This is a genomic window from Pseudonocardia endophytica, from assembly GCF_004339565.1.
Taxonomy (GTDB): domain Bacteria; phylum Actinomycetota; class Actinomycetes; order Mycobacteriales; family Pseudonocardiaceae; genus Pseudonocardia; species Pseudonocardia endophytica.
Genome location: NZ_SMFZ01000001.1, coordinates 527,783 through 553,593, shown reverse-complemented (window position 1 = coordinate 553,593; position 25,811 = coordinate 527,783). Strand labels below are relative to the sequence as shown.

At 70.8% G+C, this 25,811-nt stretch carries 30 protein-coding genes and 1 pseudogene; 19 read left to right on the top strand and 12 right to left on the bottom strand.

Annotated elements, in window-relative coordinates; genetic code table 11:
• Positions 1 to 285: 285 nt before the first annotated feature.
• From EV378_RS02130 to EV378_RS02110, 5 genes are all read right to left on the bottom strand, one after another.
• A complete protein-coding gene (locus EV378_RS02130; protein ID WP_132421075.1) occupies positions 286 to 723 on the bottom strand; it encodes a PPOX class F420-dependent oxidoreductase in 438 nt (145 codons plus the stop codon).
• 82 nt (positions 724 to 805) lie between these two features.
• Positions 806 to 1,948, bottom strand: a complete 1,143-nt coding sequence (locus EV378_RS02125; RefSeq protein WP_132421074.1) for a glutathione-independent formaldehyde dehydrogenase — start codon at positions 1,946 to 1,948, stop codon at positions 806 to 808.
• Positions 1,949 to 2,188: 240 nt separating this feature from the next.
• Positions 2,189 to 2,689: a GNAT family N-acetyltransferase gene (locus tag EV378_RS02120; RefSeq protein WP_132421073.1), complete on the bottom strand. Its 501-nt coding sequence runs from the start codon at positions 2,687 to 2,689 to the stop codon at positions 2,189 to 2,191.
• 145 nt (positions 2,690 to 2,834) lie between these two features.
• The gene (locus EV378_RS02115; protein ID WP_132421072.1) at positions 2,835 to 3,611 is read right to left on the bottom strand and encodes an OBAP family protein; all 777 of its coding nucleotides are present in this window, start codon (positions 3,609 to 3,611) and stop codon (positions 2,835 to 2,837) included.
• A gap of 396 nt (positions 3,612 to 4,007) precedes the next feature.
• Positions 4,008 to 5,366, bottom strand: a complete 1,359-nt coding sequence (locus tag EV378_RS02110) for a cytochrome P450 (protein ID WP_132421071.1) — start codon at positions 5,364 to 5,366, stop codon at positions 4,008 to 4,010.
• A gap of 129 nt (positions 5,367 to 5,495) precedes the next feature.
• Here EV378_RS02110 and EV378_RS35760 point away from each other — a divergent pair, with 129 nt between their 5' ends.
• Entirely contained in the window at positions 5,496 to 5,747 is a 252-nt protein-coding gene (locus EV378_RS35760) for a hypothetical protein (RefSeq protein ID WP_207908551.1), read from the top strand.
• A gap of 3 nt (positions 5,748 to 5,750) precedes the next feature.
• Here EV378_RS35760 and EV378_RS02100 read toward each other — a convergent pair whose 3' ends face one another.
• Both EV378_RS02100 and EV378_RS02095 read right to left on the bottom strand, forming a co-directional pair.
• A complete protein-coding gene (locus tag EV378_RS02100; protein WP_132421070.1) occupies positions 5,751 to 7,778 on the bottom strand; it encodes a CocE/NonD family hydrolase in 2,028 nt (675 codons plus the stop codon).
• A 26-nt stretch (positions 7,779 to 7,804) separates the two neighbouring features.
• A complete protein-coding gene (locus EV378_RS02095; RefSeq protein ID WP_243653223.1) occupies positions 7,805 to 9,085 on the bottom strand; it encodes an ATP-grasp domain-containing protein in 1,281 nt (426 codons plus the stop codon).
• A 107-nt stretch (positions 9,086 to 9,192) separates the two neighbouring features.
• Between EV378_RS02095 and EV378_RS02090 the strand changes: the two genes are divergently transcribed.
• A complete protein-coding gene (locus EV378_RS02090) occupies positions 9,193 to 10,017 on the top strand; it encodes an MBL fold metallo-hydrolase (protein WP_132421068.1) in 825 nt (274 codons plus the stop codon).
• A gap of 25 nt (positions 10,018 to 10,042) precedes the next feature.
• Here the strand turns inward: EV378_RS02090 and EV378_RS02085 are convergent, their stop codons facing one another.
• The 3 genes and pseudogenes from EV378_RS02085 to EV378_RS02075 form a co-directional block, all read right to left on the bottom strand.
• Entirely contained in the window at positions 10,043 to 10,234 is a 192-nt protein-coding gene (locus tag EV378_RS02085; RefSeq protein ID WP_132421067.1) for a hypothetical protein, read from the bottom strand.
• Between the two features lie 5 nt (positions 10,235 to 10,239).
• Positions 10,240 to 11,032, bottom strand: a pseudogene (locus EV378_RS02080) (cbb3-type cytochrome c oxidase subunit I); the annotation flags it as partial.
• Positions 11,033 to 11,121: 89 nt separating this feature from the next.
• Positions 11,122 to 11,982: an alpha/beta fold hydrolase gene (locus EV378_RS02075; protein ID WP_132421066.1), complete on the bottom strand. Its 861-nt coding sequence runs from the start codon at positions 11,980 to 11,982 to the stop codon at positions 11,122 to 11,124.
• A gap of 153 nt (positions 11,983 to 12,135) precedes the next feature.
• On the opposite strand from EV378_RS02075, the gene EV378_RS02070 reads away from it, so the two are divergent.
• From EV378_RS02070 to EV378_RS02050, 5 genes are all read left to right on the top strand, one after another.
• Positions 12,136 to 13,335 (top strand): alcohol dehydrogenase catalytic domain-containing protein, encoded by a 1,200-nt coding sequence (locus tag EV378_RS02070; protein WP_132421065.1) that lies wholly within the window; start codon positions 12,136 to 12,138, stop codon positions 13,333 to 13,335.
• Positions 13,332 to 14,189 carry an SDR family oxidoreductase gene (locus EV378_RS02065; protein ID WP_243653222.1) on the top strand — a complete coding sequence of 286 codons (858 nt, stop codon included), beginning with the start codon at positions 13,332 to 13,334 and terminating at the stop codon, positions 14,187 to 14,189. The genes EV378_RS02070 and EV378_RS02065 overlap by 4 nt, the downstream gene beginning before the upstream one ends.
• A complete protein-coding gene (locus EV378_RS36670; RefSeq protein WP_132421064.1) occupies positions 14,104 to 14,403 on the top strand; it encodes a DUF3140 domain-containing protein in 300 nt (99 codons plus the stop codon). The genes EV378_RS02065 and EV378_RS36670 overlap by 86 nt, the downstream gene beginning before the upstream one ends.
• A 609-nt stretch (positions 14,404 to 15,012) precedes the next feature.
• Positions 15,013 to 15,378, top strand: a complete 366-nt coding sequence (locus EV378_RS02055; protein ID WP_132421063.1) for a hypothetical protein — start codon at positions 15,013 to 15,015, stop codon at positions 15,376 to 15,378.
• 11 nt (positions 15,379 to 15,389) lie between these two features.
• Positions 15,390 to 15,644, top strand: a complete 255-nt coding sequence (locus tag EV378_RS02050) for an ATP-binding protein (RefSeq protein WP_279389588.1) — start codon at positions 15,390 to 15,392, stop codon at positions 15,642 to 15,644.
• Between the two features lie 109 nt (positions 15,645 to 15,753).
• On the opposite strand, the gene EV378_RS02045 is transcribed toward EV378_RS02050, so the two are convergent.
• Complete coding sequence (locus tag EV378_RS02045) at positions 15,754 to 16,395, bottom strand: LysE family translocator (RefSeq protein WP_132421062.1); 642 nt, start codon at positions 16,393 to 16,395, stop codon at positions 15,754 to 15,756.
• Between the two features lie 328 nt (positions 16,396 to 16,723).
• Here EV378_RS02045 and EV378_RS02040 point away from each other — a divergent pair, with 328 nt between their 5' ends.
• From EV378_RS02040 to EV378_RS35150, 3 genes are read left to right on the top strand one after another with little or no spacing between them, the layout of a single operon-like run.
• Positions 16,724 to 17,209, top strand: coding sequence for an STAS domain-containing protein (locus EV378_RS02040; protein WP_341540404.1), 486 nt, complete (start codon positions 16,724 to 16,726; stop codon positions 17,207 to 17,209).
• A complete protein-coding gene (locus EV378_RS02035; RefSeq protein ID WP_132421060.1) occupies positions 17,206 to 17,517 on the top strand; it encodes a TraR/DksA family transcriptional regulator in 312 nt (103 codons plus the stop codon). The genes EV378_RS02040 and EV378_RS02035 overlap by 4 nt, the downstream gene beginning before the upstream one ends.
• Positions 17,501 to 18,034, top strand: coding sequence for a hypothetical protein (locus EV378_RS35150; RefSeq protein ID WP_165922106.1), 534 nt, complete (start codon positions 17,501 to 17,503; stop codon positions 18,032 to 18,034). Before EV378_RS02035 ends, EV378_RS35150 begins: the two co-directional genes overlap by 17 nt.
• 181 nt (positions 18,035 to 18,215) lie before the next feature.
• On the opposite strand, the gene EV378_RS02025 is transcribed toward EV378_RS35150, so the two are convergent.
• The gene (locus EV378_RS02025) at positions 18,216 to 19,061 is read right to left on the bottom strand and encodes a GAF and ANTAR domain-containing protein (RefSeq protein WP_132421059.1); all 846 of its coding nucleotides are present in this window, start codon (positions 19,059 to 19,061) and stop codon (positions 18,216 to 18,218) included.
• 84 nt (positions 19,062 to 19,145) lie between these two features.
• Here EV378_RS02025 and EV378_RS02020 point away from each other — a divergent pair, with 84 nt between their 5' ends.
• From EV378_RS02020 to EV378_RS01980, 9 genes are all read left to right on the top strand, one after another.
• Positions 19,146 to 19,415: a hypothetical protein gene (locus tag EV378_RS02020; protein ID WP_132421058.1), complete on the top strand. Its 270-nt coding sequence runs from the start codon at positions 19,146 to 19,148 to the stop codon at positions 19,413 to 19,415.
• 38 nt (positions 19,416 to 19,453) lie between these two features.
• Positions 19,454 to 19,684, top strand: coding sequence for a hypothetical protein (locus tag EV378_RS02015; RefSeq protein ID WP_132421057.1), 231 nt, complete (start codon positions 19,454 to 19,456; stop codon positions 19,682 to 19,684).
• A gap of 14 nt (positions 19,685 to 19,698) precedes the next feature.
• On the top strand, positions 19,699 to 20,058 hold the full coding sequence (locus EV378_RS02010; protein WP_132421056.1) for a hypothetical protein: 360 nt from the start codon (positions 19,699 to 19,701) through the stop codon (positions 20,056 to 20,058).
• Positions 20,059 to 20,516: 458 nt separating this feature from the next.
• Entirely contained in the window at positions 20,517 to 21,266 is a 750-nt protein-coding gene (locus EV378_RS02005) for a GAF and ANTAR domain-containing protein (protein WP_132421055.1), read from the top strand.
• A gap of 133 nt (positions 21,267 to 21,399) precedes the next feature.
• A complete protein-coding gene (locus EV378_RS02000) occupies positions 21,400 to 21,690 on the top strand; it encodes a hypothetical protein (protein WP_132421054.1) in 291 nt (96 codons plus the stop codon).
• 270 nt (positions 21,691 to 21,960) lie between these two features.
• Positions 21,961 to 22,347 (top strand): hypothetical protein, encoded by a 387-nt coding sequence (locus tag EV378_RS01995; RefSeq protein ID WP_132421053.1) that lies wholly within the window; start codon positions 21,961 to 21,963, stop codon positions 22,345 to 22,347.
• Between the two features lie 417 nt (positions 22,348 to 22,764).
• Positions 22,765 to 23,334: a VOC family protein gene (locus EV378_RS01990; protein WP_132421052.1), complete on the top strand. Its 570-nt coding sequence runs from the start codon at positions 22,765 to 22,767 to the stop codon at positions 23,332 to 23,334.
• A gap of 203 nt (positions 23,335 to 23,537) precedes the next feature.
• Positions 23,538 to 24,578, top strand: a complete 1,041-nt coding sequence (locus tag EV378_RS01985; protein ID WP_132421051.1) for a flavin-containing monooxygenase — start codon at positions 23,538 to 23,540, stop codon at positions 24,576 to 24,578.
• A 162-nt stretch (positions 24,579 to 24,740) separates the two neighbouring features.
• On the top strand, positions 24,741 to 25,649 hold the full coding sequence (locus tag EV378_RS01980; RefSeq protein WP_132421050.1) for a CPBP family intramembrane glutamic endopeptidase: 909 nt from the start codon (positions 24,741 to 24,743) through the stop codon (positions 25,647 to 25,649).
• Positions 25,650 to 25,811: the final 162 nt, after the last annotated feature.

Below are 25,811 nucleotides of genomic sequence, written 5' to 3'. Positions count from 1 at the left end.
GGGAGCGTGTGGGGCACGGTCGGCCCGGTCGGCCGCGGGTCGGACTTGCGGTTCCGGAGCCGTCGACGACGGGCGGGGAAGTGCTGCGCATCGTTCTCCCGGTCGCACACGAGCTGCGCTCGCTGTGGTGAAGGACCGGAGGCGCTGCACGTGTGAACGCGTCCAGGCGAACGGTTGAGGGTCGCGACGGCGACGCGGCAACCGATCTCAACGGTAGCTCCCCCATGGTGCACCGACAACCGTGAGAGGCCGGAGACAGAAGACCTGCCGGTGCCCGCGACCAGCTCAGTCGGCGATGCCGTTGGTCTGGTCGATCACGGTCTGGCGCTCGGGCGTGATCCACCAGATGACCCGCTCGGACTTGATGGCGTCCGGCGGGTAGTCCGTGCCGAGGTACTTCCGCGCCAGCTCGTCGACGTGGTCGCGAGCCCGCTGGCCGCCGGTGGTCGCCACGATGCGGCCGCGGATCTCGGCGTAGCGGTACGGGTCGTCCTCGTCGCGGATGAGCACGGTGACGTGCGGGTCGCGCTCGATGTTGCGGTGCTTGACCCGGTGCGTCTCGGTGTTGAGGACGATCTTGCCGTCCTCGGCGTGTACCCAGATCGTCTGGTTCTGTATCGCGCCGCTCGGCAGCACGGTGGCGACGGACGCGAAGTTCCGCCCCGTCGCGAGCTTCTCGGCCATCGGGTGCAGGTCGGCGCCGTTCCTGGTCTCGGCAGGCATGCGGTACTCCTCCGGTCGGGGGACGACGGCGGGGCGCGAAAGGGGGAGTCCGCGTCCCGCCGCCGAGTCGGGTCGGGGTGGGTCAGGCGGCCTGGCCGGGGTGCAGCAGGACCTTGGTCCAGCCGTCGACGCGCTTGTCGAACTGGTCGTAGCCGTGCGCGGCCTGGTCGAGCGGCAGCTCGTGCGAGACGAGGAAGCCGGGGTTCGCGTGGCCCGCGGTGATCAGGTCACGCTGTCGGGCGTTGTAGTTCTTCGTGTTGCACTGGCCGGTACCCATGGACTGGCCCTTGAAGAAGAACGTGCCGTAGTCGAACGCGAGCTTGCCCTGCTTGGCCAGCTCGTTCGCCGCGCCTGGGTCCTCGGGCAGGTAGACACCGACAACGCCGATGCCACCGGTCGCCTTGACCGCGTGCACGAGCTCGTTGAGCACGATCTCGGGCTGCTCGTCACCGTCCGGGTTGTGCGCCTGGTAGCCGACGGCGTCGACGCCGCGGTCGACCTCGCCGCCGTGCAGGTCGGTGATCTGCTGGATCGGGTCGCCCTTGCTGCGGTCGATCGGCGTGGCGCCGGCCTTCTTCGCCAGCTCGAGGCGATCGGTCTGCTGGTTGTCGACGAGGTAGACCTCGGACGCGCCCATGATCCGGGCGCTGTGTGCCGCGAGCAGCCCGACCGGGCCCGCACCCCAGATCGCGATCGACTCGCCGGGACGCATCTTCGCCAGCTCCACGCCGTGCCATCCGGTCGGGAAGATGTCCGAGAGCATCGTGTAGTCGCTCTCGTGCTCGGTGCCCTGCGGGAGCTGGAGGCAGTTGAAGTCGGCCCACGGCACGCGCAGGTACTCGGCCTGGCCACCGTTGTAGGGGCCCATGCCGGCGTAGCCGTAGGCGGCGCCGGCCTGGCCGGGGTTCGCGCGCAGGCAGAACGCGGTCAGGCCCTTCTCGCAGTTGTCGCAGGTGCCGCAGCCGATGTTGAACGGCAGCGAGACACGGTCGCCGACCCGCACCTTGCCGACCGCGTCGCCGACCTCCTCGACGATGCCCATGTTCTCGTGACCGAGCACCTTGCCCTGCTCGACGTTCGTCCGGCCCTCGTACATGTGCAGGTCGGAGCCGCAGATGTTGGTCGTGGTGATCCGGACCAGCGCGTCGGTCGGCGCCTCGATCCGGGCGTCCGCGACGTCCTCGACCGAGACGTCGTACGGGCCGTTGTAGACGAGTCCCTTCACCGGACTCCCTTCGTGGACGTTCGTCCCGATCGCGGCGTCGTGGCGTGAACCGGCTTGCCGGGCGCGGTTCTCGGAGGGTCCCCGGCTCTGATCGCCCGAAACCGGTGCCGCCGGCCTGTACAGGGCGGCGTGCGCCTTCCGGATCGGGTCCGCCTCTCCTGCGTCGCGCCTCCGGGGCCGGGCCGGGGCTGTCGGCGGGCGGTGATCGGCGCGTTCCTGCGGGACCTACCGGGGCGGTGATCAGCCGGTCAGGTCGAGGCTCGCGTGCGTCGTGGCCCCGTCGGAACGGGTGCGGACGGTCCCGAAGCACCGCAGGAGGGCGGGAAGCGCGACGTTCTCGGCCAGGAACTCGGCACGGAACGACGTGACCCCCTCGTGGCGCGCCCGGTCGATCAGCACCCGTAGCAGCGACCGGCCGACGCCGCGGCCCTGCCAGTCGTCGAGGATGACGATCGCGAACTCCGCGGTGTGCGGCTCGTCCTCGCGGATGTAGCGGGCGACTCCGATGCCGTCCCCGGTGGCGGCGAGGAACGCTCCGACCGCCTCGTGGTCGTGGTGGTCCAGGTCGGTGAAGTACCGCACCTGCCGGTCCGACAGCTCCGGCGCGTCGGTGAAGAACCGGCGGTATGCGCTCGTGGCGCTGAGCTGCCGATACTTGCCCGCGATCTCGCCGGCGTCGTCGGGCTCGATCGAGCGCACGACGATCGTCGTGCCGTCGGTCAACATCACCCGTTCGTGCACGGAGACGTCATCAGCGGTGGCGCGTCCGGCGTCGGGCGGGTCGTCTGCGGGGCCACCCGGCCATCGTGTCCGCACCCGGCCTGGGTCGGCCACCCGGAGCCGGCCTGGTCTCGCGCGGCGCTCGCGACAGTCCGGCTCCCCGCCGCTACGGCTGGACGTCGACGTCGTGCAGACGGGTCTGGACGGTCCGTCCGCTCTCCCACGAGTTGGCGCCGGGAGCCGGTACCGGTGTCGGAATGTCCGACCGGTGGGACCGCTTGTGCTCGGTGGACACGCCGAGCCTGCGGTCCCGGGAGTCGACGAGGTCGGTCCGCGCCTGACCGTCGCCGGTCATGGCCATCATCAGCTGCGGGGCGCCGTACGGAAAGTCGTCGCGGTCGTACTGCCAGGTGTGGAACGTCTTGCCGTACGTCGTGACCAGGTCGGTGAAGTAGGCCTTCTCGGCGAGGTCCGGGATGCCGGGTGCGACGAGGATGCCGGACTTCACCTCGTAGTGGTGGCTGTGCCAGAGCCGCTTCTCCTCGTCGGGGAGCGCGCGAAAGCGGTTCTCGCTGATGATGTACTCGATGCCGATGAGGCGGGCGTCGGGTGCATTGCGGTCGAAGATCACGCACTGGTGCAGGTCGTGCTGCAGGTGGATGCAGAAGTGTGACGCCTCGACCTGCCGGCCTCTGTCGTCGGCGTACATGTGGAAGCCGTTGAGGTAGGTGCTCATCGCATCGAGCGGGTACTTCGGCTGGACCAGTCCGGACGCCAGGTCGAGGGCCCGGTGCTTGAGCGGGTGCCCGCGCCCTACCGTCGTGGCCGACACGGCCTTGCGCCCAAGGGCGAGACCTGCCGCGGCGGCGATCCCGGCCACCAAACCCGTTCCGAACGAGCCGTTCGTGCCACGGCTGGAGCGCTGGTCACGTCGTGAGGTCATGCCGTCGGCTACCCCGATCGGGATCGCCGAACCCGCTCCATCCCGGCCCATGCGGTCCGGGCGCCGAAGTTCCGGGCGGCCGGCGGACCACGGCGGTGGTGAGTCGGCGGGCGACGGCGACGAGTCACATTTCGTGTCCTGAGAGGACCGGGCCGGCATCTGGAAGGCGTGCCGCCGCGCAGATGGTCCAGGTCGGTGAAGTACTGCACCTGTCGGTCGGACAGCTCAGGCGCGTCGGTGAAGAACCGGCGGTAGGCGCTGGTGCCGCTGAGCTGCCGGTACTTGGCCTTGATCTCCCCGGCGTCGTCAGGTTGGACCGATCGTACAACGATCGCGGTGCCGTCGGGCAGTGCCAACTCGTCGTGGACGGGTGCATCGTGTTCTTACTCGGCCATCTCACACTGTCGAGCGGGACACGCCGAACCGCAGGGCGTACGGGTTGAGGCCGCGGGGAAGCGGTGCATCGGCGCGGAATCGCTCCGGCGGCAGGAGCACGTGGTGGTGGTCCTCGAGCAGAGTCGCGAGCACCGAGCTTGCGACGAACAGCACGAGCTCGCGTCCCGGGCACACACCCGGTCCCCCGGAGAACGGTGTGAGCATCCAGTCCTCGCGGGCGTGGCCGTCGAGCCACTGGTCCGGGTCGGCGCGGTCAGCGTCGTCGCGGGTGGACGCGTCGCGATGCAGGAACCAGGCCGGAACGAGCAACGCGGTGTGCGACGGCAGCTCGCCGCCTGCCCATTCGGTGGGCTCTGTGGTCTCGCGGAGCAGCAGCGGCGTCGTCGGCCACAGGCGGGCCGACTCCAGCACCGTCGAGCGCAGCAGCGGCAGCTCCTGCGGACCGTCCAGGTCCCGACCGGCGGTCTCCGCACGGGCCCGTCCGCGCAGCTGCGGGTCGGTGGCGAGCAGGGCGAGCGCGCGCAGGGTCACCGCGCCGCCCGGGTCGAACGCGAACAGCCAGTGCCCGATCTGGTCCTCGGGTGCGTCGCCGGCCTGCTCGGCGCCGGTGACCATCTCGGCCAGGCTGCCCGGCTGCGGATCGTCCAGGTAGCCGCGCACGCCGCGCCGCCACCGCTCGCGCAGGTCGTCGCGCTTCGGGGCGAGGACGGAGAGGTTGCCTCGACGGCGCATCCGGGTCAGCAGGTCGGTGAGCCGGTGGTCGGAGCGAGCGGTGTCGCCGAGCACGATGCGGCGCACGATCCGCCACCATGCGGTGACGAACGCGTCCCAGTCGAGCACACCCGCCTGTTCGGAGCGTTCTCGCAGGTGAAGCGACTCATCGCGCACGACGCGGGTGATGGACCCGGCCTGCGCGTGCAGCGGGGACCCGGTGTCGAGCACCGACTCGGTGAAGCGACGGCGTTCGTCGCGGGCGGCGCCGTGCGAGACGAGGACGCCGTGCGGCTGGAACTGGCCGAGGGCGCCGCGCTTCTCCCAGGTCGCCGCTGCGAACGGCTCGGGGGTGCCGTCGAGGACGCGGTGCACGTCGTCGGCTCCCAGGACGAGCGCGACCGAGCGGCCGGGCACGGGGAGCCGCACCGGGCCGGTGCCGTAGCGCTCCTGGATCTGCTGGAGCAGGCGGACGCTGCGGTCGTCGGTGCCGAGCAGCCCGGCCAGCCGGACGACCGGAGGGCGGCGGGCGATGACACCCTGGGCGAGGATCGGGGCGATCGCCCCGCCGACGACGGCCGCCGTATCCGCGACGGACGCCGTGGCGAGACCGGACCGGGTGTCAGTGGTGGGCGTAGCGGTCGACATGTCGACCGCCTACCCGGGAGCGAGGCGCCCATGCATCGGTGACAGGGGTTTCCCGACCGTTGTGCCCGGCGACCCGTGGGACCACCGGGCAGCGGCGATGCACCGTCATGACGAGCACGACGGACCGCGGTGACCGACGTCGACGGCACGCTGGTCGACTCCGTCTACCACCACGCGGTGGCCCATTCGCGGGCGTTCGCCGCGCACGGCCCCGGTCGCGACTCGCCGTGGGACGTCAGGGCCCGGCCGCCGCAGGTCATCCGGCCCATTCCGTGCGCAGTGGGCGGGCGCGGCGAGGACGAGCTGCGCGAGGCCGCCGTGGACGTGGACGCCTCGCTCGACGACCTGCGGTCGGCGATCCCACGCCTGCCGGGGCGCTGATCTTCACACGCCGTCGCGGGGAACCGAGGTGTTCCAGTTGCGCGACACCACGCGCTCGTCGTTCTCGTAGGCGTCGAGCTGGGCGTGCAGGTGGAAGTGCGAACCGTCGGAGGTCATGACTGTGCGTGTCTCGGTGCGTACTCGCCAGTCGTCTCGGGACAGCGACACCCGGGCGGTGACTTCGCCGCGAACCGAGTCGGTGTCGTCGGCCCGGAACGAGTAGCGCTCCTCGACGCGTTCGTCGACCACGAGTCCGATGTCGTCGAGCCGGTAGCCGCCGGAGTCGTTGACGACGTGCAGCTGGGACCGGTCGTCGACGAGGTTGCGGGTCAGTTCCCATCGCTGGTCGCCGTCTCGGGTCCGGGTGGTCGCGGGTGGCGGCGTGCCCTCGGGCGGGTCGAACGGCCGGACCGTCACCTCGTCCGGGTCGCCGGTGCGGCGCAGCGGCAGCGTGAGCCCCGACGATCCGGTGACGACGGTCAGCCGGACCGGTTCCGGCGGCGTCCAGGCCAGCGGCCAGTACGACGTGGACAGCGACAGCCGGATCCGGTGGCCGGCCGGGAAGCGTTGCGCGACACCGTTCAACGTGAGCCGGACACGGTAGCGCCTGCCCGGCTCCAGCGGCTGGGGCTCGGCGTGCGAGTCGCGGTGGGTGAGGTTGAGCAGTCCGTAGGTGACGCGGGTGGCGGCGCCGTCCGGGGCGACGTCGGAGATGCGGGCGGCGACCATCGCGACCGGCCGGTCGGAGGCGACCACGAGGTCCAGCTCGGGCGCGCCGAGGATCTCGTACGGCTCGTCGAGGACGTCGGAGTCGAACACGAGCGAGCCGCCGTCCTCCTCGCGCTGGTCGTAGGGCAGGTCCGGCGGAGCGCTGTAGGAGCACCACTTGCCGGCGAACTGGCCTACCGACAGCGGCGAGCTGACCGGCATCTCGGCCGTGGCCGCGGTCTCGTCGCGCGCGGCGATCCGGCGCGGTTCGAGCGCGTACCGGACACGGTCCACGTGCGGGGACGGCCAGGACGGTTCACCGACCCACCGCCCGGGCCGGTCGCCGTAGGACGTCGACGGCGGCACGGTGTCCTGCATGAACGTGCGCAGCATCGGCTGGTCGTCGACGCCGTTGGTGGTGTCGTCCTTGAGCCAGCGGTCCCACCAGCGCACGAGCTCCTGCAGGAACCCGACGGCTGGTCCGGGGCTGCCGAGGTGCGGGTACTTGTGCGACCACGGCCCGATCAGGCCCTGCCGGGGTACGTCGAGGTGCTCCAGCACCCGGAACACGGCGTTCGAGTAGCCGTCGGCCCAGCCGCTGACGGCGAGCACCGGGCACGCGACCGCCGAGTAGTCCTCGCAGACCGAGCCGCGGCGCCAATACGCGTCGCGGCGCTGGTGGCGCAGCCACGTGTCCACCCACAGGCCGCTGCCCTCGAGACGCCCGTGCCAGAGGTCGCGCCACCGGTCGCCGACGAGCTCGGGGTCCGGTGGCAGGGAGTTGAACGAGAACATCGTGGATGCCCAGGACAGGTTGTCGCCGAGCAGGCAGCCGCCCATGTAGTGCACGTCGTCGGCGTAGCGGTCGTCGGAGAACGCGACGGCCGCGATCGCGCCGAGGCTCTCCGGACGGCGGGCGGCGACCTGCAGCGCGTTGAACCCGCCCCAGGAGATACCCATCATCCCGGTCCGTCCGCTGCACCACGGCTGGGCGGCCAGCCAGGCCAGCACCTCCTCGGCGTCGCACAGCTCCTGGTCGGTGTACTCGTCGGTGAGCACGCCGTCGGAGTCGCCGCTGCCCCGCAGGTCCACTCGGACCCCCGCATAGCCGCGCCCGGCCAGGTAGGGGTGGTGCACAGCGTCGCGGGGTGCGGTGTGGTCACGCTTGCGGTACGGGACGAGCTCCAGGATCGCCGGCACCGGCCCGGCCTCATCGGCGTCCGGACGCCAGATCCGCGCCGCCAGCCGGGTGCCGTCGGACAGCGGGATCAGCGTGTGCTCGGTCTCGTGGACCTCGTAGGGCAGCGACGTCACCGTGCGCACTCCTGCGGCGCTCCTTCCGTTCGGGATCAGCTGTCGAACTCGAAGTGGAGCAGCTCGGCGCAGCGCTCGAAGCGCTTGCGCACCTCGGAGTCGTCGGCCCCGCCCACGTAGACATTCGCGATCTTGTAGCTGTAGCTGTCCTGGTCGGGCAGCTCGGAGAGCCGGTCGCCCTCGGTGACGATGACGTCGATGGTCGTGCCGCCGACCTCGCGCTCGACCTCGGCGATCTCGTCGGCGGTCGGCACCCGGCGCACCACACCGTCGGACAGGTGACGCAGGAACCACTTGGACGCCGTCGCGTACCGGCCCTGTCGGGACGGCATCGACGGGTCGTGGCCCAGCGCGAGCTCCACCATCGCGTAGTGGTTGGCGACGCCGTCGACGTCGGCGAACAGCTCCGCGTGCGACTGCGAGTGCCGCGGGTTCACCTCGAGCACCCGGATCCGGTCGGCCTCGGGATCCCAGAAGAACTCGATGTTGAACGTGGTGGAGTCGAGACCGACCCGCCGGACGATCCGACGCGCGATGTCGGCCATCCGCTCGGCCACCGCGTCGGGCAACGTCGAGGGGTAGCGAAACCGGTCCTGGCTCGCCACGTCGTCGCGGTTGATCGTGTCGACGACGCCGAACACGTGCACGTCCTCGCCGCGGGCGTAGCCCTCCAGCGTCACCTGCCTGCCCGTGGCGGTCTCCTCGGCCAGGCACGCGCGCCCGCCCAGCGCGGCGATCTCGTCGGGCAGGTCGAGCTCGTCGAGGACGACCTCGAACGGCTCGCCGACGAACCCGATGCCGCCCCGGATGTGGGTGAGGGCGTCACGGAACCCGTCGACGTCATCGACACCGAACGCGAGCGCCGAGGAGAACGACTTCACCGGCTTGACCCACATCGGGAAGCCGACGCCGTCCGGCGGCTCGGTGTCGTTGTCCGGGTCGACCAGCCCGAACGCGGGGTAGTCCTCGGTCACGGAGGACTGCTCGAGCCGGCTCCAGTACTTGTGTTCGCACTTGACCACTGCCTCGAGGCTTGCGCAGTTCCTCTGCACGTGCTTGCAGAGCAGCGGAACCATCGTGCTCACCGGGAAGTCCCAGAACCCGATCACGGCCGCGACCGTGCCGTCGAACGCGTCGAGCCCGCGTCTCGCCTGGTCCAGCAGCTCGGCCAGCGGGATCTCGTCCCGGTACTGCAGCTCCTCGATCGTCAGCAGTGGGTGGAACCGGTAACGTCGCCCGGCGTCCGGTAGCTGCTCGAGGATCTCACGGTTGTGGTCGTCGAGCCCGAGAACGAACACGTCGGCCGGTTCGGACACCGTCACTCCCCTCTGGATGAACAAGCGCTTACGGCGGAATCTGTGCCCGCCAGTCGGGCGGCTAAACCCGTGCGCCCACCACTCGAACGGTGCGATCGGAGGTCGCGATGTCATTGCAGGACGTGCCGCTGTGCCCGCGGTGTGGTGTCCAGTACCCGCAGGCCGTCGACCCGGCGGAATGCCCGGTCTGCACCGACGAGCGGGAGTACGTCGACTGGGGCGGCCAGCGCTGGACGACGGTCGCGCGCCTGCGGGCCGACGGGTTCCGCGGCGAGGTCCGGGAGGAGGTTCGCGGCCTGTGGGGCGTCGGAACGACCCCGGACCTCGGGATCGCGCAACGCGCGCTGCTCGTGCCGGGGGAGGGCGGGAACGTGCTGTGGGACTGCACCGCCCTGCTCGACGACGACACGGTGGCCCGGGTGCACGAGCTCGGCGGCGTCGCCGCGATCGCGATCTCGCACCCGCACTACTACTCGACGATGGCGGCGTGGGGTCGCGAGTTCGACGCCCCGATCCACGTGCACGCCGCCGACCGCGACTGGGTCCCGCGCGGCGTCGAGGTCGCGCCGTGGGACGGCGACGCGCTCGAGGTGCTGCCCGGCCGGATGCTGCTGCACCTCGGCGTGCACTTCGCAGGCGGGACCGTCCTGCACTGGGCCGACGGTGTAGACGGGCGCGGCGCGCTCTGCGCGGGCGACATCGTCACGGTCGTTCCGGACCGCCGGTGGGTCGGCTTCATGTACAGCTACCCGAACCTGATCCCGGCGCACCCGGACACCGTCCGTCGCGCCGTCCGGATCCTGTCCGGTGTCCGCTACGCGTCGCTGTTCGGCGCCTGGTGGGGACACGTCGTGCAGGGCGACGCGCACGACGCCGTCGTGCGCTCCGCGCAGCGCTACCTGCGCCACATCGGGCTGACCCCGAACCTCTGAGCTCACGTGTCCGACGGGGCGTGGATCAGCTGTTCTGCGGCTGCGAAACGATGCGGATGTACGGCCGCGGCGACTGCCAGCCGTCGGGCCAGATCTTCTTGGCGTCCATCGTCGGACACCGAGCCTGCGTCTCAGGCGGGTGGCGCGGGTCCGGCGGGCCGGTCGGGTGCGCCGCCGCCTCCGCCGTGACGTCACCGGAGATCACCAGGACGGACACGCCGCCGTCGGCGAGAAGAACGCGAGCAGCACCCCGCCGGTGGCGTGCATGTGGTGCGCCCACACCGCCACGGACAGCGACGCGATCGCGATGTTCGCGTAGATCAGGCCCTTGTAGCCGAACACCGGCTTGCGGGAGAACACCGGGAAGACCTCGGACACGATGCCGAAGAACGGCAGCGCGACGATGTAGACCTCGGGATGGCCGAAGAACCAGAACAGGTGCTGCCAGAGGATCACGCCGCCGTTGGCCGGGTCGAACACGTGCGCGCCGAGGTGGCGGTCCGCGGCGAGGCCCAGCAGGCCTGCGGTGAGGATCGGGAACGCGATCAGGATCAGCAGCGCCGTGATGAAGATGTTCCAGCTGAAGATCGGCATCCGGAACATCGTCATGCCGGGGGGCGCGCATGCACGCCGTCGTCGTCACGAAGTTCACCGCGCCGAGGATCGCGCCGAGCCCGGACACGATGAGCCGCGACGGTTCCGGGGCGCCGATCTGCAGCGGCATGATGTAGTTCGCGAAGCCGAACAGGATCGGCGTCGCGTTCAGCAGCAGCATGATCGTGCCGTGCATGGTGAACAGCTGGTTGTACTGCTCGGTGGAGAGGAACTGCAGCTCCGGGCGGGCGAGCTCGGCGCGCATCAGCAGCGCCATCGCGCCGCCGGCCAGGAAGAACCCGAACGACGTGACCAGGTACAGGATCGCGATGCCCTTCGGATCCGTGGTGCTCAGCATGTGCACCAGACGGGATCCCTTGCCTGGCCGGGTGCCGGGTGCGGACGTTCTGACGACGGGGCGGAGCGGGGTTCCGTCGCGGTCGTCGCGGTCCTCCCGGCAACGGGGTAGAACTGGGCGCTGCCGCCTCTATCCGCTGCCAGTGCCTCCAATCACGCGCCTGCCGCCCGGGCGACGCCTGACGGAGGTGTGGTCGCCTGGATCGGAGGTACGCTGGCCGGCACGGCCGGCCCCCGACGGCGGTCGTGCGTGCTACGCGACGAGCGTGAGCGGGGGCGTGACCTGCGGCGGGTACCGCGCAGGAGAGCCTCGGCGACGGCCCGCCGCGCATGCGTGCCGGTGAGCAACGCGTTGTGACCGCCTCGGACCTCGACGTTCTCGGCCTCGGGTTCCCGGCAGGCCGCAGGTGGCGCGACGCGGTCGTCGGGCGACCAGATGCTCGTGAACGCGACCCCATCGGGCAACGGGCCGTGCATCTGCGTCCGGAACGTGCGGCAGCAGTTCCCGACGAGGCATCCGACACCGGCGACGCCCTCGACCCCGGTGGCCCGCGCCCCGGCGACCGCGCCGAGGAGCGCCCGCATCGGCCAGGACAGTTTCGCGAGGTCGAACGGGGTCGCGACGGTCACGACGCCGGACACGCGGTCCGGCACCCGGTGGGCGAGCGAGCGGGCGAACTGCCCGCCACGGCTGTGCCCGACGAGTTGTACGCGCCGTCCGCTGTGATCGGTCTCGTCGCGCACGATCGACTCGAGCGCGTCGACGGTCCGCCTGCCACAGGCCAGACCCGCTCCGACGGCCGTCGGGACCACGTCGTAGCCCAGTGCGATCAGCCAGTGCTCGAGCGGCCCGAGCAACGGCGTCGTGGTGGCGAAACCCCCGATGAGCAGCGCCGAGTGGGTCCCGGGGCGGGCCGCGAGGTGCTCCGGCGGCTCGCCGCGGTTCCGGTCGAGCCCGAGCGCGGTCGCCCTGGCGAACCCGTGCAGGCCACCGACGATCATCGACGAGAGCACTCGCCTCCTCGTGGTGCGGTCGACATGGTGCGGTCGACGGCCCGCTTACCCGCGGGTAGCCCCACGAACCACGCCCGTGGCCGTCGTCACGCACGCGTGGACCGGATCTCGACGGGTACGCGGTCTGTCGAACTCGACCGAGAGGACTGCTCCATGCGAGCGTTGACTTACCACGGACGCCACGACGTCCGTGTCGACACCGTTCCGGACCCGGCGATCGCCGATCCCACCGACGTGATCGTGAAGATCACGTCCAGCGGTCTGTGCGGCTCCGACCTGCACCTGTACGAGGTGATGGGCCCGTTCCTGGCCGAGGGCGACATCCTCGGCCACGAGCCGATGGGCGTCGTCGTGGAGAAGGGCAGCGGCGTCACCGAGCTGCAGGTCGGCAACCGGGTCGTGATCCCGTTCAACGTGTCGTGCGGCAGCTGCTGGATGTGCGACCGCGGGCTGCAGTCGCAGTGCGAGACGACCCAGAACCGCGATCAGGGGATGGGTGCGTCGCTGTTCGGCTTCACGAAGCTCTACGGGCAGGTGCCCGGCGGGCAGGCCGAGTACCTGCGGGTGCCGTTCGGCAACACGCTGCCGATCAAGGTCCCGGACGGCCCGCCGGACGACCGGTTCGTGTTCCTGTCCGACGTGCTGCCCACCGCGTGGCAGGCCGTCCAGTACGCCGCGACACCGAAGGACGGCACGCTCGTCGTGCTCGGGCTCGGGCCGATCGGGGACATGGCCACCCGGATCGCCCGCCGGCACGGCGTCGAGCAGGTGATCGGGATCGACCTGGTCCCGGAGCGCCTGACCCGCGTCGAACGCCGTGGCGTGACCGCGCTCGACCTGGGCCGGGGCGAGGACGAGGTCGCCGAGGCCGTCCGCGCGGCGACCGACGGGCGCGGGGCCGACGCCGTGATCGACGCCGTCGGCATGGAGGCCCACGGCTCGCCGCTCGGGAAGATCGCCCACGAGGCGGTCGGGCTTCTGCCGAAGTCGGTGGGGGAGAAGGTCATGTCCAACGCCGGCACCGACCGGATGGCCGCGCTGCTCCTGGCCATCCGGCTCGTCCGTCGCGGAGGGACGATCTCGCTGTCCGGCGTGTACGGCGGGACGGCCGACCCGATGCCGATGCTCACGTTGTTCGACAAGCAGATCCAGATGCGGATGGGGCAGGCGAACGTCTGGCACTGGGTGCCGGAGATCCTGCCGCTGCTCTCCGACGGTGACCCTCTCGGCACCGAGGACTTCGCGACCCACCACGTGCCGCTCGAGAGCGCACCCGAGGCGTACTCGATGTTCCAGCAGAAGCACGACGGGGCTGTGAAGGTCCTCTTCCGTCCGGAGGTGACCAGGTCGTGAGCACGAATCCCTCTCCGCCTGCGCAACAGCAGGACCCGCCCGGTGGCACCGACGGGCTCGACCCGCAGCCGCGCGACGAGATGCGGGACTGGACCGGCCGCGACCTGCTCGCGGGCAAGGTCGCGCTGGTGACCGGCGGCGACTCCGGGATCGGGCGCGCGGTCTGTGTCGCGTTCGCCAAGGAGGGCGCCGACGTGGCGTTCGCCTACCTGTCCGAGGACGGCGACGCGGAGCACACCGCGTCGCTCGTGCGGGCGCAGGGGCACCGCTGCGTGGCGATCGGCGGCGACCTCGGCGACGCGAAGCACTGCGACGACGTCGTCGCCCGGACCGTCGACGAGTTCGGAGGTCTCGACGTGGTCGTCAACAACGTGGCCACGCAGGAGTCCTACGACATGCCCGAGGACATCGGCGACGACCAGTGGCTGCGCACGTTCGAGGTCAACGTGCACAGCTTCTTCCGGGTCACGAAGGCGGCGCTCCCGCATCTGTCGGCCGGGTCCGCCGTGATCAATACCGGCTCGGTGAACGGGTTGCGCGGCAACAAGTCGCTCATCGACTACTCCGCGACGAAGGGTGCCGTGCAGTCGTTGACGTACTCGCTGGCACAGTCGCTGACCGGCCGCGGGATCCGGGTCAACTGCGTCGCACCCGGTCCGGTGTGGACGCCGCTGATCCCGGCGACCATGCCCGACTCCAAGGTGGAGGAGTTCGGCGCGCAGACGCCGATGGGCCGGGCCGCGGAACCGGACGAGATCGCGCCGTCCTATGTCTTCTTCGCGTCCGAGCAGCTGTCGTCGTACTACACGGGTGAGGTGCTCGCACCCGTCGGTGGCGAGACGATGCCGGGCTGAGGCCAGCGCCGCCGACGGTCACGTGACGGGGGAACGGATCGTCGCGCTGCAGCGCACGAGCGCGGACGACCTGACCGACGAGGACCTCGACGCCATGGGGGAGGTCGTCGGGTTCGTGCACCGGCGGCGCGCGCACCCGCCGCCCACGGGCGACGTCCGCTCGTTGGCCTGGCGCAACGAGCTGCTGAACCGGGGCCACGATCCCCTCCGGTGAGTCCGGCCGGGAGATCACGGTCGGGCTGTTCGCCGACCCCAGTCTCCCCGCGGCCGTCGCCGACGTGCTCGCCGACCGGCTCGGCGGGGCGTTACCCGACGAGGTCGCCGGCCGCCCCGTCACGTCGCGGGTGACGGTCGCCCGTGACCCGTTCGAGGTGCTGTGCCGGACCACGAACGCATGCTGGACAAGGCCCGCAGCGCGTCGTCTCGGCATGTTCGGACATCGCCGTGGGCGTGACCGACACGCCGCTGCGCGACGGGCGCGACGTGATTGCGGCGCAGGTCGGCCTCGGCGATCCGATCGTGGTCGTCTCGCTGCCTGCGCTGGGCGGGGTCGCGCCGGTGCGTCGGACGCACCGGCTGGTGTCCGTGCTCGTCGAGCACCTCGTGCCGGAGATCGTTCTCCCGGACGGCGACCGGCCGCCGCTGCGCCTCACCCGGTGGGGCGGGTACGGCCTGCGGGTGGTGCCCTCCGGGGAGCCAGGCGTGAGCAGCTCGGTGTCGGTGAGCTCGGTGTCGGTGACCGGGCCGATCGGGCTCGTCCGCCTGGTCGCCGGCATGGTCCGGGCGAACCGTCCGTGGCGCATTGTGTGGGCGCTCCGGTGCGATGGGGGGCGAGCTGGCGGGCGGTTCGTTCGGGGTCCTCTACTTCAACATCCGGAGCCTGGCCGACTCGCTGCCGACGTCGCGGCTGCTCGCCGTCGCGGCCTGCGCGGTCGCGGTGCACGTGACCTGGAGCGTCCTCGGGCACGGTCTGTGGGAGCGTGGGCTGCGCTCGGTACGGAGGGACCGCCCGAGCGTCATGCTCCGCAACGCGACGTCGGTGCTGACCGTGGGGTTCGGCATCGTCGTGTTCACCGCGCAGCTGTTCGTCGTGACCTGGGCGGCGAGCCTGCTCGTCATCAACCCGGAGTACGTGGCGTCGGTGCTGGGCATCCGGTCGGACCGCTCGACCACGTGCATGTCGCCCTGATGAGCCCCGTGATGGGCACGATCGCCGGCGCCGTCGGGACGATCGCCCACTACGGGCGGGTCGACCTGCTCTGCATCGACGAGCTCGGCTACAAGCAACTCGACCGTCGCGGCGCCGAGATGCTCTTCCAGGTGCTCACCGAGCGCGAGGAGACCAACTCTATCGCCATCGACTCCAACCAGGCCTTCTCCGGCTGGACCAATACCTTCACCGACCCACGGCTCTGCGCCGCGATCATCGACCCCGACTCACCTTCGCCGGCCTGATCATCGAAACCGGCAGCCAGTCATATCGGCTGGCGCACGCGAGAGCACAGCTCGCTACGCGCCCATGACCTCAGCTGCCGACTCCGCCCGGCTATACCGCTTCCTGGCTTCAGGGATGTCTTCCGGTCGCGGCGACGCCGATGCCGAGTCCGATCATCGTCAGCCCGCCCGCGCCGCCGAGGCGTCTCAGCCGACGAGGCGAGGTGGCGAACCAGTCGCGGGCTGAGCCGGCGCCCAGAGCCCATACTGCGTCCAAGACAGCGGCGAGGGTGCAGAACGCCAACCCGAAGACCGCGACCTGGACACCGACCGATCCCTGGGCCGGGTCAGTGAACTGGGGCAAGACCGTTGCGAAGAAGACGATGGCCTTGGGGTTGGTCAGCCCGACCACCGAGCCTTCGAGGAACGCCCGAGTGGGCCGGGATGCGCTGTCCGCTGGCGCACTCAACGAGGCCGCGAGCTGACCGCGGTGACGGTAGGCCTGCACGCCGAGCCAGACCAGATAGGCGGCACCGACAAACTTGAGGACGACCAACACGACCGCCACGCGCTCGACGAGCAACCCGACACCGGCGGAGACGCCGGCCAGCAAGACGAGCACGCCGACGTAGTTGCCCACCGCAGTAGCCAGAGCAGCCCGAGCTCCTAGCGCGATCGCACGGCCGAGGATGAACAACATGCCCGGCCCGGGGACCACCAAGAACACGAGCGTTCCTACAACGAAGGTCAGCACCGCTGCAGAGCTGGGCACGACACGACCGTAGCCCTCTCGCGGTCGCCGACCCGCCACCTGCGCTCCCGGCTTGAGCGTCGATAGCCCCGGCGAGGATCTCCGACTCGACGCTCCAAGTGGGGCCGACTTACGCCGCCCTCCCGGGGCCGATCAACCTTGATATCGCCACACCGACCGCCGAGCGGGTACGGTGAAGCCTGCGCCGTCAGGTGACGGCGCTCACGCACCGCGCGGCGGTCGAGATCGTCGCCGGCGCTGCCAGCGGCCAGAGGTTCACCCACGAGTCCCGGGCTTCCGCGACCCGCGCGTGCTGTGCGCGGGGTCCCACCCGAAGGGCTCCGGCGTGATGACCGGAACGGCTATACCTGATCCCCCCGCGCGGCTGGCCGCGCCGACGTCTCCGTCCCCCGCGACGGCCACCCAGCGGCGGCGCCGAGCCGCGGAGGACGCAGGCGATGCGCCGGGAGGGTTCCGAGCTCAGATCACCCGGACCGGCCCGGGCTGCACCGTGCTCACCCTGGCCGGGGACATGGACATCGCCACCACCGACGTGTTCGCCACCGCGGCCGCGGGCGCGGTGACCGCGGACCCGGGCGGGCGGATCGTGCTCGAACTCAACCGCGTGGGCTTCCTAGCCGCGCACGGACTCGCCGCCGTCCTCGCCACCCACGACCACGCCCGCCGCAGCGGCGGATCCGTGGTCCTGGTCGTCGACGAGGTCGCGCCCGCAGCGGCCACGCTACGGTTCCTCCCCGCCGAGGCGGCCCTGCTCATCTACTCGACGCTGACCGCGGCGCTGGCTGCCCCGGCGCCGGGCCCTGAGCCGACATGACCACCCCGACCGGCGACACCTCCGACCCGCACGAGTTCACCCGGCAACGCGACCAGGTGCTCGCCGCCCTGGACCGGCTCGCCGCGGGCACCTTCGCCCGCTGCGACGTGTGCGGAGTACAGATCTCCAATCGACGCCTGCGCCTGGCTCCCGCCGCCGACCGCTGCGTGAACCACCTCCTGCCCAGCAGTCCAGAGCCGCGACCTGACCACCGCACACGACCCGGCACACAGCCCGATCAGTACGACCCGGCGTCACCAGACGAGGGAACCAACAACGACGGGAGCGGCGATGACCGCGACCACTGAAGGCACCCACAGCACCTACAGCGTCGGCAGGACTGGTAGCACGGACCTGGCCCGCACCAGGCCACCACGACCCGAGCACTACGACGACCGGCACGGCGGGATCCGACTCGCTCACCTGCGAGTCGGTCTGCCCGGATCCGAACCGGACGGAGCAGGAGCCGCCGCATCTGAACTCGACGGACTCGAACTCAACGGCCCCGAACCTGACCGGGCCGAGCCGGACCGGGGCGAGCCGTCGCGGTGGGAGTGGCGGCTCAGTGAGCTGCTCGCCCCGTTCGTGGCGTGGCTGGCCACCCAGGACATCGACGAACCCGGCCGCCGTCGCCACCGCGACGCCGCGGAGCGTTTCCTGCGCTGGACCCACACCGACACCGGGCCCGACCAGAACCGGCGCCGCCGCTACGAACACCACCTCCACGGCCACGACCCCGAGCACCTACCCGACGCCCGAGCCGGACTGGACTGGTGGACCGACCACCGCTGCATCCTCGCCCTCACCGAACCGGCCTGCCCCTGAACCGGCCGGCCTGAACGGTCGGCTCTGACCGGGCGCAGCTTGCGGTGGATGCCCGCCGCCGGGCGGGGTAACCCGCGCGGTACGGGGCCGGCTCGCCCGGGCGGGCCGTCTGCGTAGGCCCCGCGTGTTCACCCACGCAGCGCGCGGGGCCGCCTCAACACCCCGTCCCGTCCCCCGCGGCTCACCGTGTCGGCGGGGCCGACGGCCCGGCCCGGGCCGTGGCGTCGGTGAGCAGCCAGGTGGCCACGTCGCGCAACTTGATGTTGGTGTCCTGCGAGCTGCGCACCAGCATCACGAACGCCTGATCCTCAGACAGGGTGAACCGCTCGATCAGGATGCCTTTGGCCTGGCCGATCACGTCCCGGGTCCGCAACGCCTCGTCCAGCCCGGCCGCACGCTGGGCGCCGTGCAGCGCGAGCGCCGCGTGCGAGGCGAACAGCGCCGCGATGTCCAACGACGACTCGTCGAACACACCGGCCTGCCCGGCGTAGAGGTTCAACGCGCCGGCGGTGCCGTCGTCGCGGGCGAACAGCTGAAACGAGCACATCGTGGCCACCCCGCGCTCGATCGCGGTCGGCGCGAAGCGCGGCCACCGACCCAGCCCGGCAGCCGCCATGTCCTCGATCAGGGTCCGCTCCTGGGTGCGGATGGACTCCCGACACGGCCCTTCCCCTAGCTCGTTCTGCAACCGGTCCAGCTCGGCGACGACAGGGTCACTGGGCGCGCGCGACGTGATCGTGTCATCGGGCTCGATCAACGAGATGCCAGCCCGGTCGACGTGCGGGATCGACGCGATCGCCCCGGCCACGATCAGCTGCACGATGTCCTCGACAGCGTCGCCGCTGTCGCGGCGAGCCAGCAGCTCATGGGCCGCTTCGTCGAGAACGCGGGCCAGTTGTGCGCCGACCCGCTGCTCGCTGGTCTGGCCCGCCTGGCTGCTCACACGCTCGTCTCGACTGTCCACCGTGGAGCAGCCTACTAGAGGGCTTCCCGCCCGGGCGGGCCCCTGACTGGCAGCCCGCGACATGTCGTGGAGGACACCATCGGCGGCGGGCGCGGGTAGGGGCTGGCGCCCCGGCATGGCCCCCGCGCGACCGGGTACCCCGCAGCGGTGAGTACCGACGCCGGCGACCAGCACAGCAGCAACGACACCTCGGTCGGCTGGGCGCGGCAGCTGATGGAGCGGCTGACCGGTGCCGAGCAGCACCGCGCCGAGCTGGTCGAGGGCCTCGACCCGGACAGCGACTCCACCATCGTCCCCGAGGACAGCCACGACCAGCCGCGGGCCCTCACCCCGCCCGACTACGACACCGCCGAGCACGGCGTCCACGGGCTGCGCACCCGGCCCGCCCGACACGACACCGACCGCCCCACCACCTGAGCGAGCTGACCAGCCCATCAGTACCGAGAAGGACCGCCATGGCCACATGCGAGGTCTGCGGAAACGACTACGCGCACGCGTTCGAGATCCACACCCCGGAGAAAGGCGTCCACGTGTTCGACAGCTTCGAATGCGCCATCCACCAGCTCGCCCCGAGTTGCGCGCACTGCGGCTGCCGCATGATCGGACACGGCGTGGAATCCGGCGGACGGTTCTACTGCTGCGCACATTGCTCGACCGCGCCCGAACGCGAACCGGCCCACAGCTGACCAGAGAGCCGACCATGAGACGAGCGAGCACCGCGACCGCGGCGCTGATCGCCGCCACCATCGCGATCGCCGGATGCGCCAACGGCGGCCGAAGCGGCACCGACCAACCCGGCGTCCAAGGGCCCTCCAGCGTGGCGCCCGGCCCGGCCGGCAACACTCAACGCACCTCGATCGCCACCACCTCCATCAAGGACCTCCAAGCCGCGCTGCGCGCCAACGACGTCGACGACCCCGAACACTGGGCTCAGATCGTGACCGACTCCCGGCCCTACCCCGCCGGGCCTACCGGCGAGCAGAAACTGCGCCAAGTGCTGATCCAGTACCGCGCCACCCCCGACGACATCGCCCGGATCACCAACACCCTCACCCCCTAGAGCCGAACCCCGCAGACGGTTGCGCCGCTCCTGCCGAACCACCGCGGGCGGGTCCACCCGTGGCTGAACGGACTCGTGACACAGCCCACCGGGCACCGGTGCTCGTAGCGGGACGTCGAAACCTCGCCGTCGGCGTCACACCTGCCGGGGCCTGCACCCGGATCACACCGAAGGCCCGGCATTCCCCACGGAAAGCCCGCCATCTCGACGGAGAGGTGGAGACATGATTCCGCACACCGCCGCTGCGGCGCACCGCCCAGCCGACGACCGGCCCGTACTGATCACCTACGCGGCCCTGTCCTACGAACAGGAACTCGCGATCCGCAGGCGCCGCTACACGCTGTTAGCTGCTGCGTATAAGGCCAGCCGGGGGTACGGTCCGAGGTGCAGGCGGCGGGACGTTCGGCCCCGCTGCTGCCTCGGCCGAGCGAGATCTCGACGGGAGCAAGTGAGTACAGATGACCGGCCCGGAGACCGGAGTCGATGCGGACGCGTTGCGGGCGGCGATGGCCCAGACAGCGAGCCGCCTGACCCGCACACTGGCGGGCAGCGGTGGCGAGGACGCCGCACTGCAGTCGATCGTCGTCGGGGCGCTGCAGGCGATCCCGGCGGCGGCCGGGGCCAGCATCACCCTGCTCGACCGGCGCGGCGCGATCACCACCCACGCCCCCTCCACCGAGCTAGTCGCCGAGATCGACCAGGTCCAGGCCCAGATCGGGGAAGGTCCGTGTATCGACGCCGCCCGCGACGAGGAGGGCCCGCAGTCCGGCGTCACCGACGCCGACGACCTGGCCACTGATCCGCCGTGGCCGCGCTTCGCTGAGAAGGCCCTCGCCGCCGGGATGCACGCGGTGCTGTCCTTCCAACTGGTCACCGGCAGCTCCGCCGGCGCGCTGAATCTCTACTCCACCACCGCGCACGGGTTCGCCCCGGCCGACCACCTGATCGGGGGCCTGTTCGCCGACCAGGCCGCGGTCGCCCTGGCCGGCGCCCGACGCGTCGACCACCTCAGTCAGGCCCTGCGCACCCGTGACGTGATCGGCCAGGCCAAGGGCATCCTGATGGAACGGTTCCGGCTCGACGACCCCCAAGCGTTTGAGATGCTCGTGTCCGCCTCCCAAGACACGAACCTGAAACTGCACGACGTCGCCGAATGGATGGTCCGCGAGTCCCGCGAGCGCTACGCCCAGGAAGCCCCGGACCAGTAAGCCAGCCCCGGCTCAAAGGCCGGTGGGGCGGGGTAGGCCGCATCCGGGCAGCGGCGCCACCGGCGTGGTCCCGGTCCAGTCTCGATCACGGCGGACCGGTTTCGAGCAGGCAGAACGCGGTGATCCGTACACCATGGATCCGACCCGGTGGCTGACCGCCGACGAGCAGCAGCTGTCCTCGCGCGCCCTGCGCACGGGGCTGGCGCTGAGCGGGCTCGACCTCGACGCCCTGTGGTCGCGGTGCGTGGCGCTCGAGGAGTTCCCGGCGATGCCCTGGCTGGCCGCGGTTCTCGACGACAGCCAGGCCCGCACCGCCCACCAGCACGACGTCATCGCCCAAGCGCTCAACGACACCTTCCTCGACGACGGCCAGGACCACCCCGTCCGCTACACCGCCCAGCTGGCCGACGAGCCACCCATATAACCCGACCCGACAGTGTTCACCACGCGGCGAGGTGTGCGCGCCGCGCACACGGGTAGGAGATCGTCGCGACGCTGGCCGCGACCTTCTGGGGGTGCCGTGGCGTCAGGACAGGACACACCGGAGCACCAACCGGGCCCGGCCCAGAGGTCGGCGCGCCCGCCGGGTCTCGCGCCCGGCCGGGCCGAGCTCGACGGCCCGCCCCTGGACAGGCTGCTGCACGCGGCGGGTCGCGGTGACCAGGCCGCGTTCGTCACGTTCTACGACCACACCGTGTCGACCGTGCTGGGACTGCTCGACGCCCTGCTCGACCACGACACGGCCGTCGCGGCCACCATCCGGGTCTACGAGCAACTGTGGCGCCACGCGCCCGAGTTCAACCCGCGCCACCAGTCCGCCTACAACGACTTGATCCGCCAGGCGCGGCGCGCGGCCGCCCGCCCGCTGACCCATAGACTGCGGCCCACCGCGTCGATGGTACCGGCGGCACCGGCGGCGGACCCACCGCACCGTGCGCGCCGACGCCTTCGCGACCTCGCCGCCGCAACCACTCGATCGGTCCGCTCGTCACCGGTCGTCAGGGGCGTCACTGCGGCGGTCACCGACCGCATCCGGCGCATGCTAGAGCAAGCATCGAGCAAGCGGCGTACCAACGAGTAACCGGACACAATATCTGTTACCGGGGGCAGCCGGACAGGGCAAACGCGACCCGAATCTGTGATCTTCGTGGGACACGGCGGGCGCAGTCGGCGGATCGGAAGCCCGTGCTCCCGGGACGTGCTCGAATAGTGGATGTTCAGAAATCGGTCGTTAGTTGAACACGGTCGGCGACTTGGCGGTTCTCGTCGTCAGCGGATCTGCGACCTGTCCATAAGTTGTCCAATAGCGTTGACTGTCCAACAAGACGTTCGCACTCGTTTGCTGCACAGGATCGTCTGCGTCTCTGTGGAGCGTCGCTTTGCTGGCAGCGGGAAACGCTCTACCGCCTCGCCCACGCTCGAAGCGCCCGAGCGAGCTGACCGAAGCCTCCGCCGTCCACGTCGGCGCTCGAGCCCGCGGCGAGACACCATGGCCAGCATGGCATTCCTGCAGCTCACCACGATCATGATCAGGGACTACGACGCGACGATCAGATTCTTCACTGGACTACTGGGGTTCGAGCTCATCGAGGATTCTGCTGCCTTCACCAACGACGGCCGCACGAAGCGATGGGTGGTCGTCCGCCCTGCGAGCGCACAGACCGGACTCCTGCTCGCCCAGGTCGATGGTGGTCGCCAGCTGTCAGTACTTGGTGACCAGCACGCCGGCCGTGTCGGCTTCTCCCTTGAGGTCGACGACTTCGACGCCCACTACGAGCGCATGCGATCGCTCGGCGTCGAGTTCGTCACTGAGCCCCGGGCCGAGCCCTATGGTCGCTTCGCGGTCTTTCTCGACATCTCCGGCAACCGCTGGGACCTCATCGAACCGCGTCCCAACGCCGACACGAGCGTTAACGAACGCCGGCTGACCCAGCTCGGTGAGCCGCAGCGAGATCTACTCGACCAGGAGGTCCCTAGCACCAGACCCCATCAAGTCCCTTTCGTCAGCGCCTCCCCGCCTCCGTCAGCGGGGTCATCCTCACTGACGACAGTGGGCCAATCGGCTTGACGACACTCACCGAGGCGACCGGGCAGCCGGGTGTCGTGCTCCAGCGCGGGCAGAGTCATGCGCAGGCCTTCGTCGCGTCCATTACGACACGACGCCAAGTTGGCCGCGGGCGGTGCGACGCGCTGCCCAGGCGGTGGACCGCGAGCTAGCAGGAATCCCATATCCGTTATGTCGATTTTAGGTGCTATGGGTAAATAGCTCGCATGTCAGTGGGGGCGGTCGTCGTCGGTGGTGGCCAGTCCGGGCTCGCGGCAGCGGGCGCGCTCGCACGGCGCGGCGTCCGCCCGGTGCTGATCGAGGCCCACGTCGATCCGACCGGCTCGTGGAGTCGCTACTACGAGAGTCTGCGGTTGTTCACCCCTGCCGGGCTCAACGCTCTGCCCGGCCGGCCGTTTCCCGCCGACGACGCCTACTTCCCGTCACGTGACGAGATGGCCGGCTACCTGCGCGACTACGCCGCCACGCTCGACTGCGAGGTACGCACCCGAACCCGGGTCGAAGCGGTGACCCGCCACGGCAGCCGGTTCGTCGTACGCACCGACCGGGGCGACGAGCTCGGCGCGGGGATGGTGGTCGCCGCCACCGGCCAGTTCGACAACCCCCATCGTCCCGACATCCCCGGCTTGCGTGGCTACACCGGCCCGGTGCTCCACGCTGCCGACTATCGCGAGCCCCACGGGTACGCCGGCCGGCGGATCGTCGTCGTCGGTTCGGGCAACTCCGCGGTCCAGATCGCGAGCGAGCTGGCCGAGCACGCCCGAGTGAGCATCGCCTCCCGGGCGCCGATCCGGTACGCGACCGAGGATCCGGTCCCCGGCGACAGCCGCTTCTGGACGGTGCTCTCGCTGGCCGGGCGGGTGCCGGCCGGACGATGGTTCGGCGCCGCCACCGTCCCGGTGATCGACACCATGGGCTACCGGGCGAGGATCGACGCCGGTCGCCCGGATCGACGGGATCTACCGGTCCGCGCCGAGGGGCGCGCGCTGTACTGGCCGGACGGCAGCGTGGAGGCCGTGGATCTGGTGCTGCTCGCCACGGGATACCGCCCGGCCCTCGACTATCTCGCCCCGCTCGGGCTCAGGTACCGCCATCGCCGACCGGGGGTTCCCGCCCACCGCGCAGGGGTGTCGCTCGACCACCCCGGTCTCGGCTTCGTCGGGCTGGACAACCAGCGCACCTTCCTGTCGGCGACCCTGCTCGGAGTCGGCCGCGACGCCACCTACGTCGCGGCCCGGCTCACCTGATCGCATGCCCAGCACCGGCGAATCCACACAGGCGACCCAGCACTGGGGCATCGACACCGAACCCGACCGTGATCGAACCCACCGCAGAGTGCGTCAACCTCACCCTGCCCAGGTACTCGGCGAACACCGCGGCATCTGCAAGAAAGGGGACGCGGAGAGCCGATGAGCAGAGAGGCCGGAGAGATCGTTCTGAACCGCGCCGTGCGGCGCAGGTACGGAGTCGTCGCCGCGGTCGCCGGTGTCGTGATCGTCGCGCTCGCCATGGCGTGGCTGCTGATACACGGCATCACCGGAGTCCGGGTCAGCGCGGACCGGGCGGACACCGAGCCGGTGTGGTGGCGCTGGCTGCCCGCCCTCGCCGCGAGCCTGGTCGTGGCGATGATGCCGTGGAGACGCGACCCCATACCCTCCGACGTCTCCACCGGTGAGCTGCGCTTAGCCGTGCGGGGCGAGACGCTGATTCTCGCGGCCTCCGCCGTCGCCTTCACAGCCGCCTTGATCGCCGCGGGTGGCGCCGAAGCCGCCCACACCGGCGGCAAGGTCCTGCTCCTGGTCATCCTGCCGCTCCTGACATTTCGCTGGTTCCGCAGCGCCCTGAGCACACGGCCGCCACTGCCCGCCGCAGGCCCCACAGCCGCCCTGGCGGCCACAGCCGCGGTGACGGTCTGGATGATGATCGCGCTGCTGGTCAACGGGCCGACATGGGCAAGCTCTCCTGCGCCCGCCGTTCCTGGAGCCCAATTGGTGATAGCGCTCATCGGCGGATTCATCCTGAACGCGGTGGTGGAGGAGTACTTCTACCGTCGGTGGTTGCAAAGCCGGATCGAATGGCTTCTGGGACGCTGGCCAGGAATCGTTCTCGCCACGTTGCTGTGGTCCGCGTGGCACGCGGCGATCCAGGGTGTCGGTCGCCTCGACCTCGATCTCGCCTCGGTACTGGTCGCCCACGCGGCCACGGGCGTCCTGCTCGGGCTGCTGTGGAGCCGCTACCGACGCATGTGGCCACTGCTCACCGTGCACGGCGCTCTCAACGCGCTCCCTGTACTGGTATCGCTGCTCGGAGCCCCGTGATCGCAACAACACCGCTGGAACGCCGCGTCTACCTCCTCCGGCGAGCCTGGGCGGATCAACGGCCGAACCGACCTCGACGGCTCCTACCCGGACGCGTGGCGCTACATCGACGAGGTCTCCAGGCCGGGCAAACCGGCCGATACCACCGGCTACCGCTGAGGG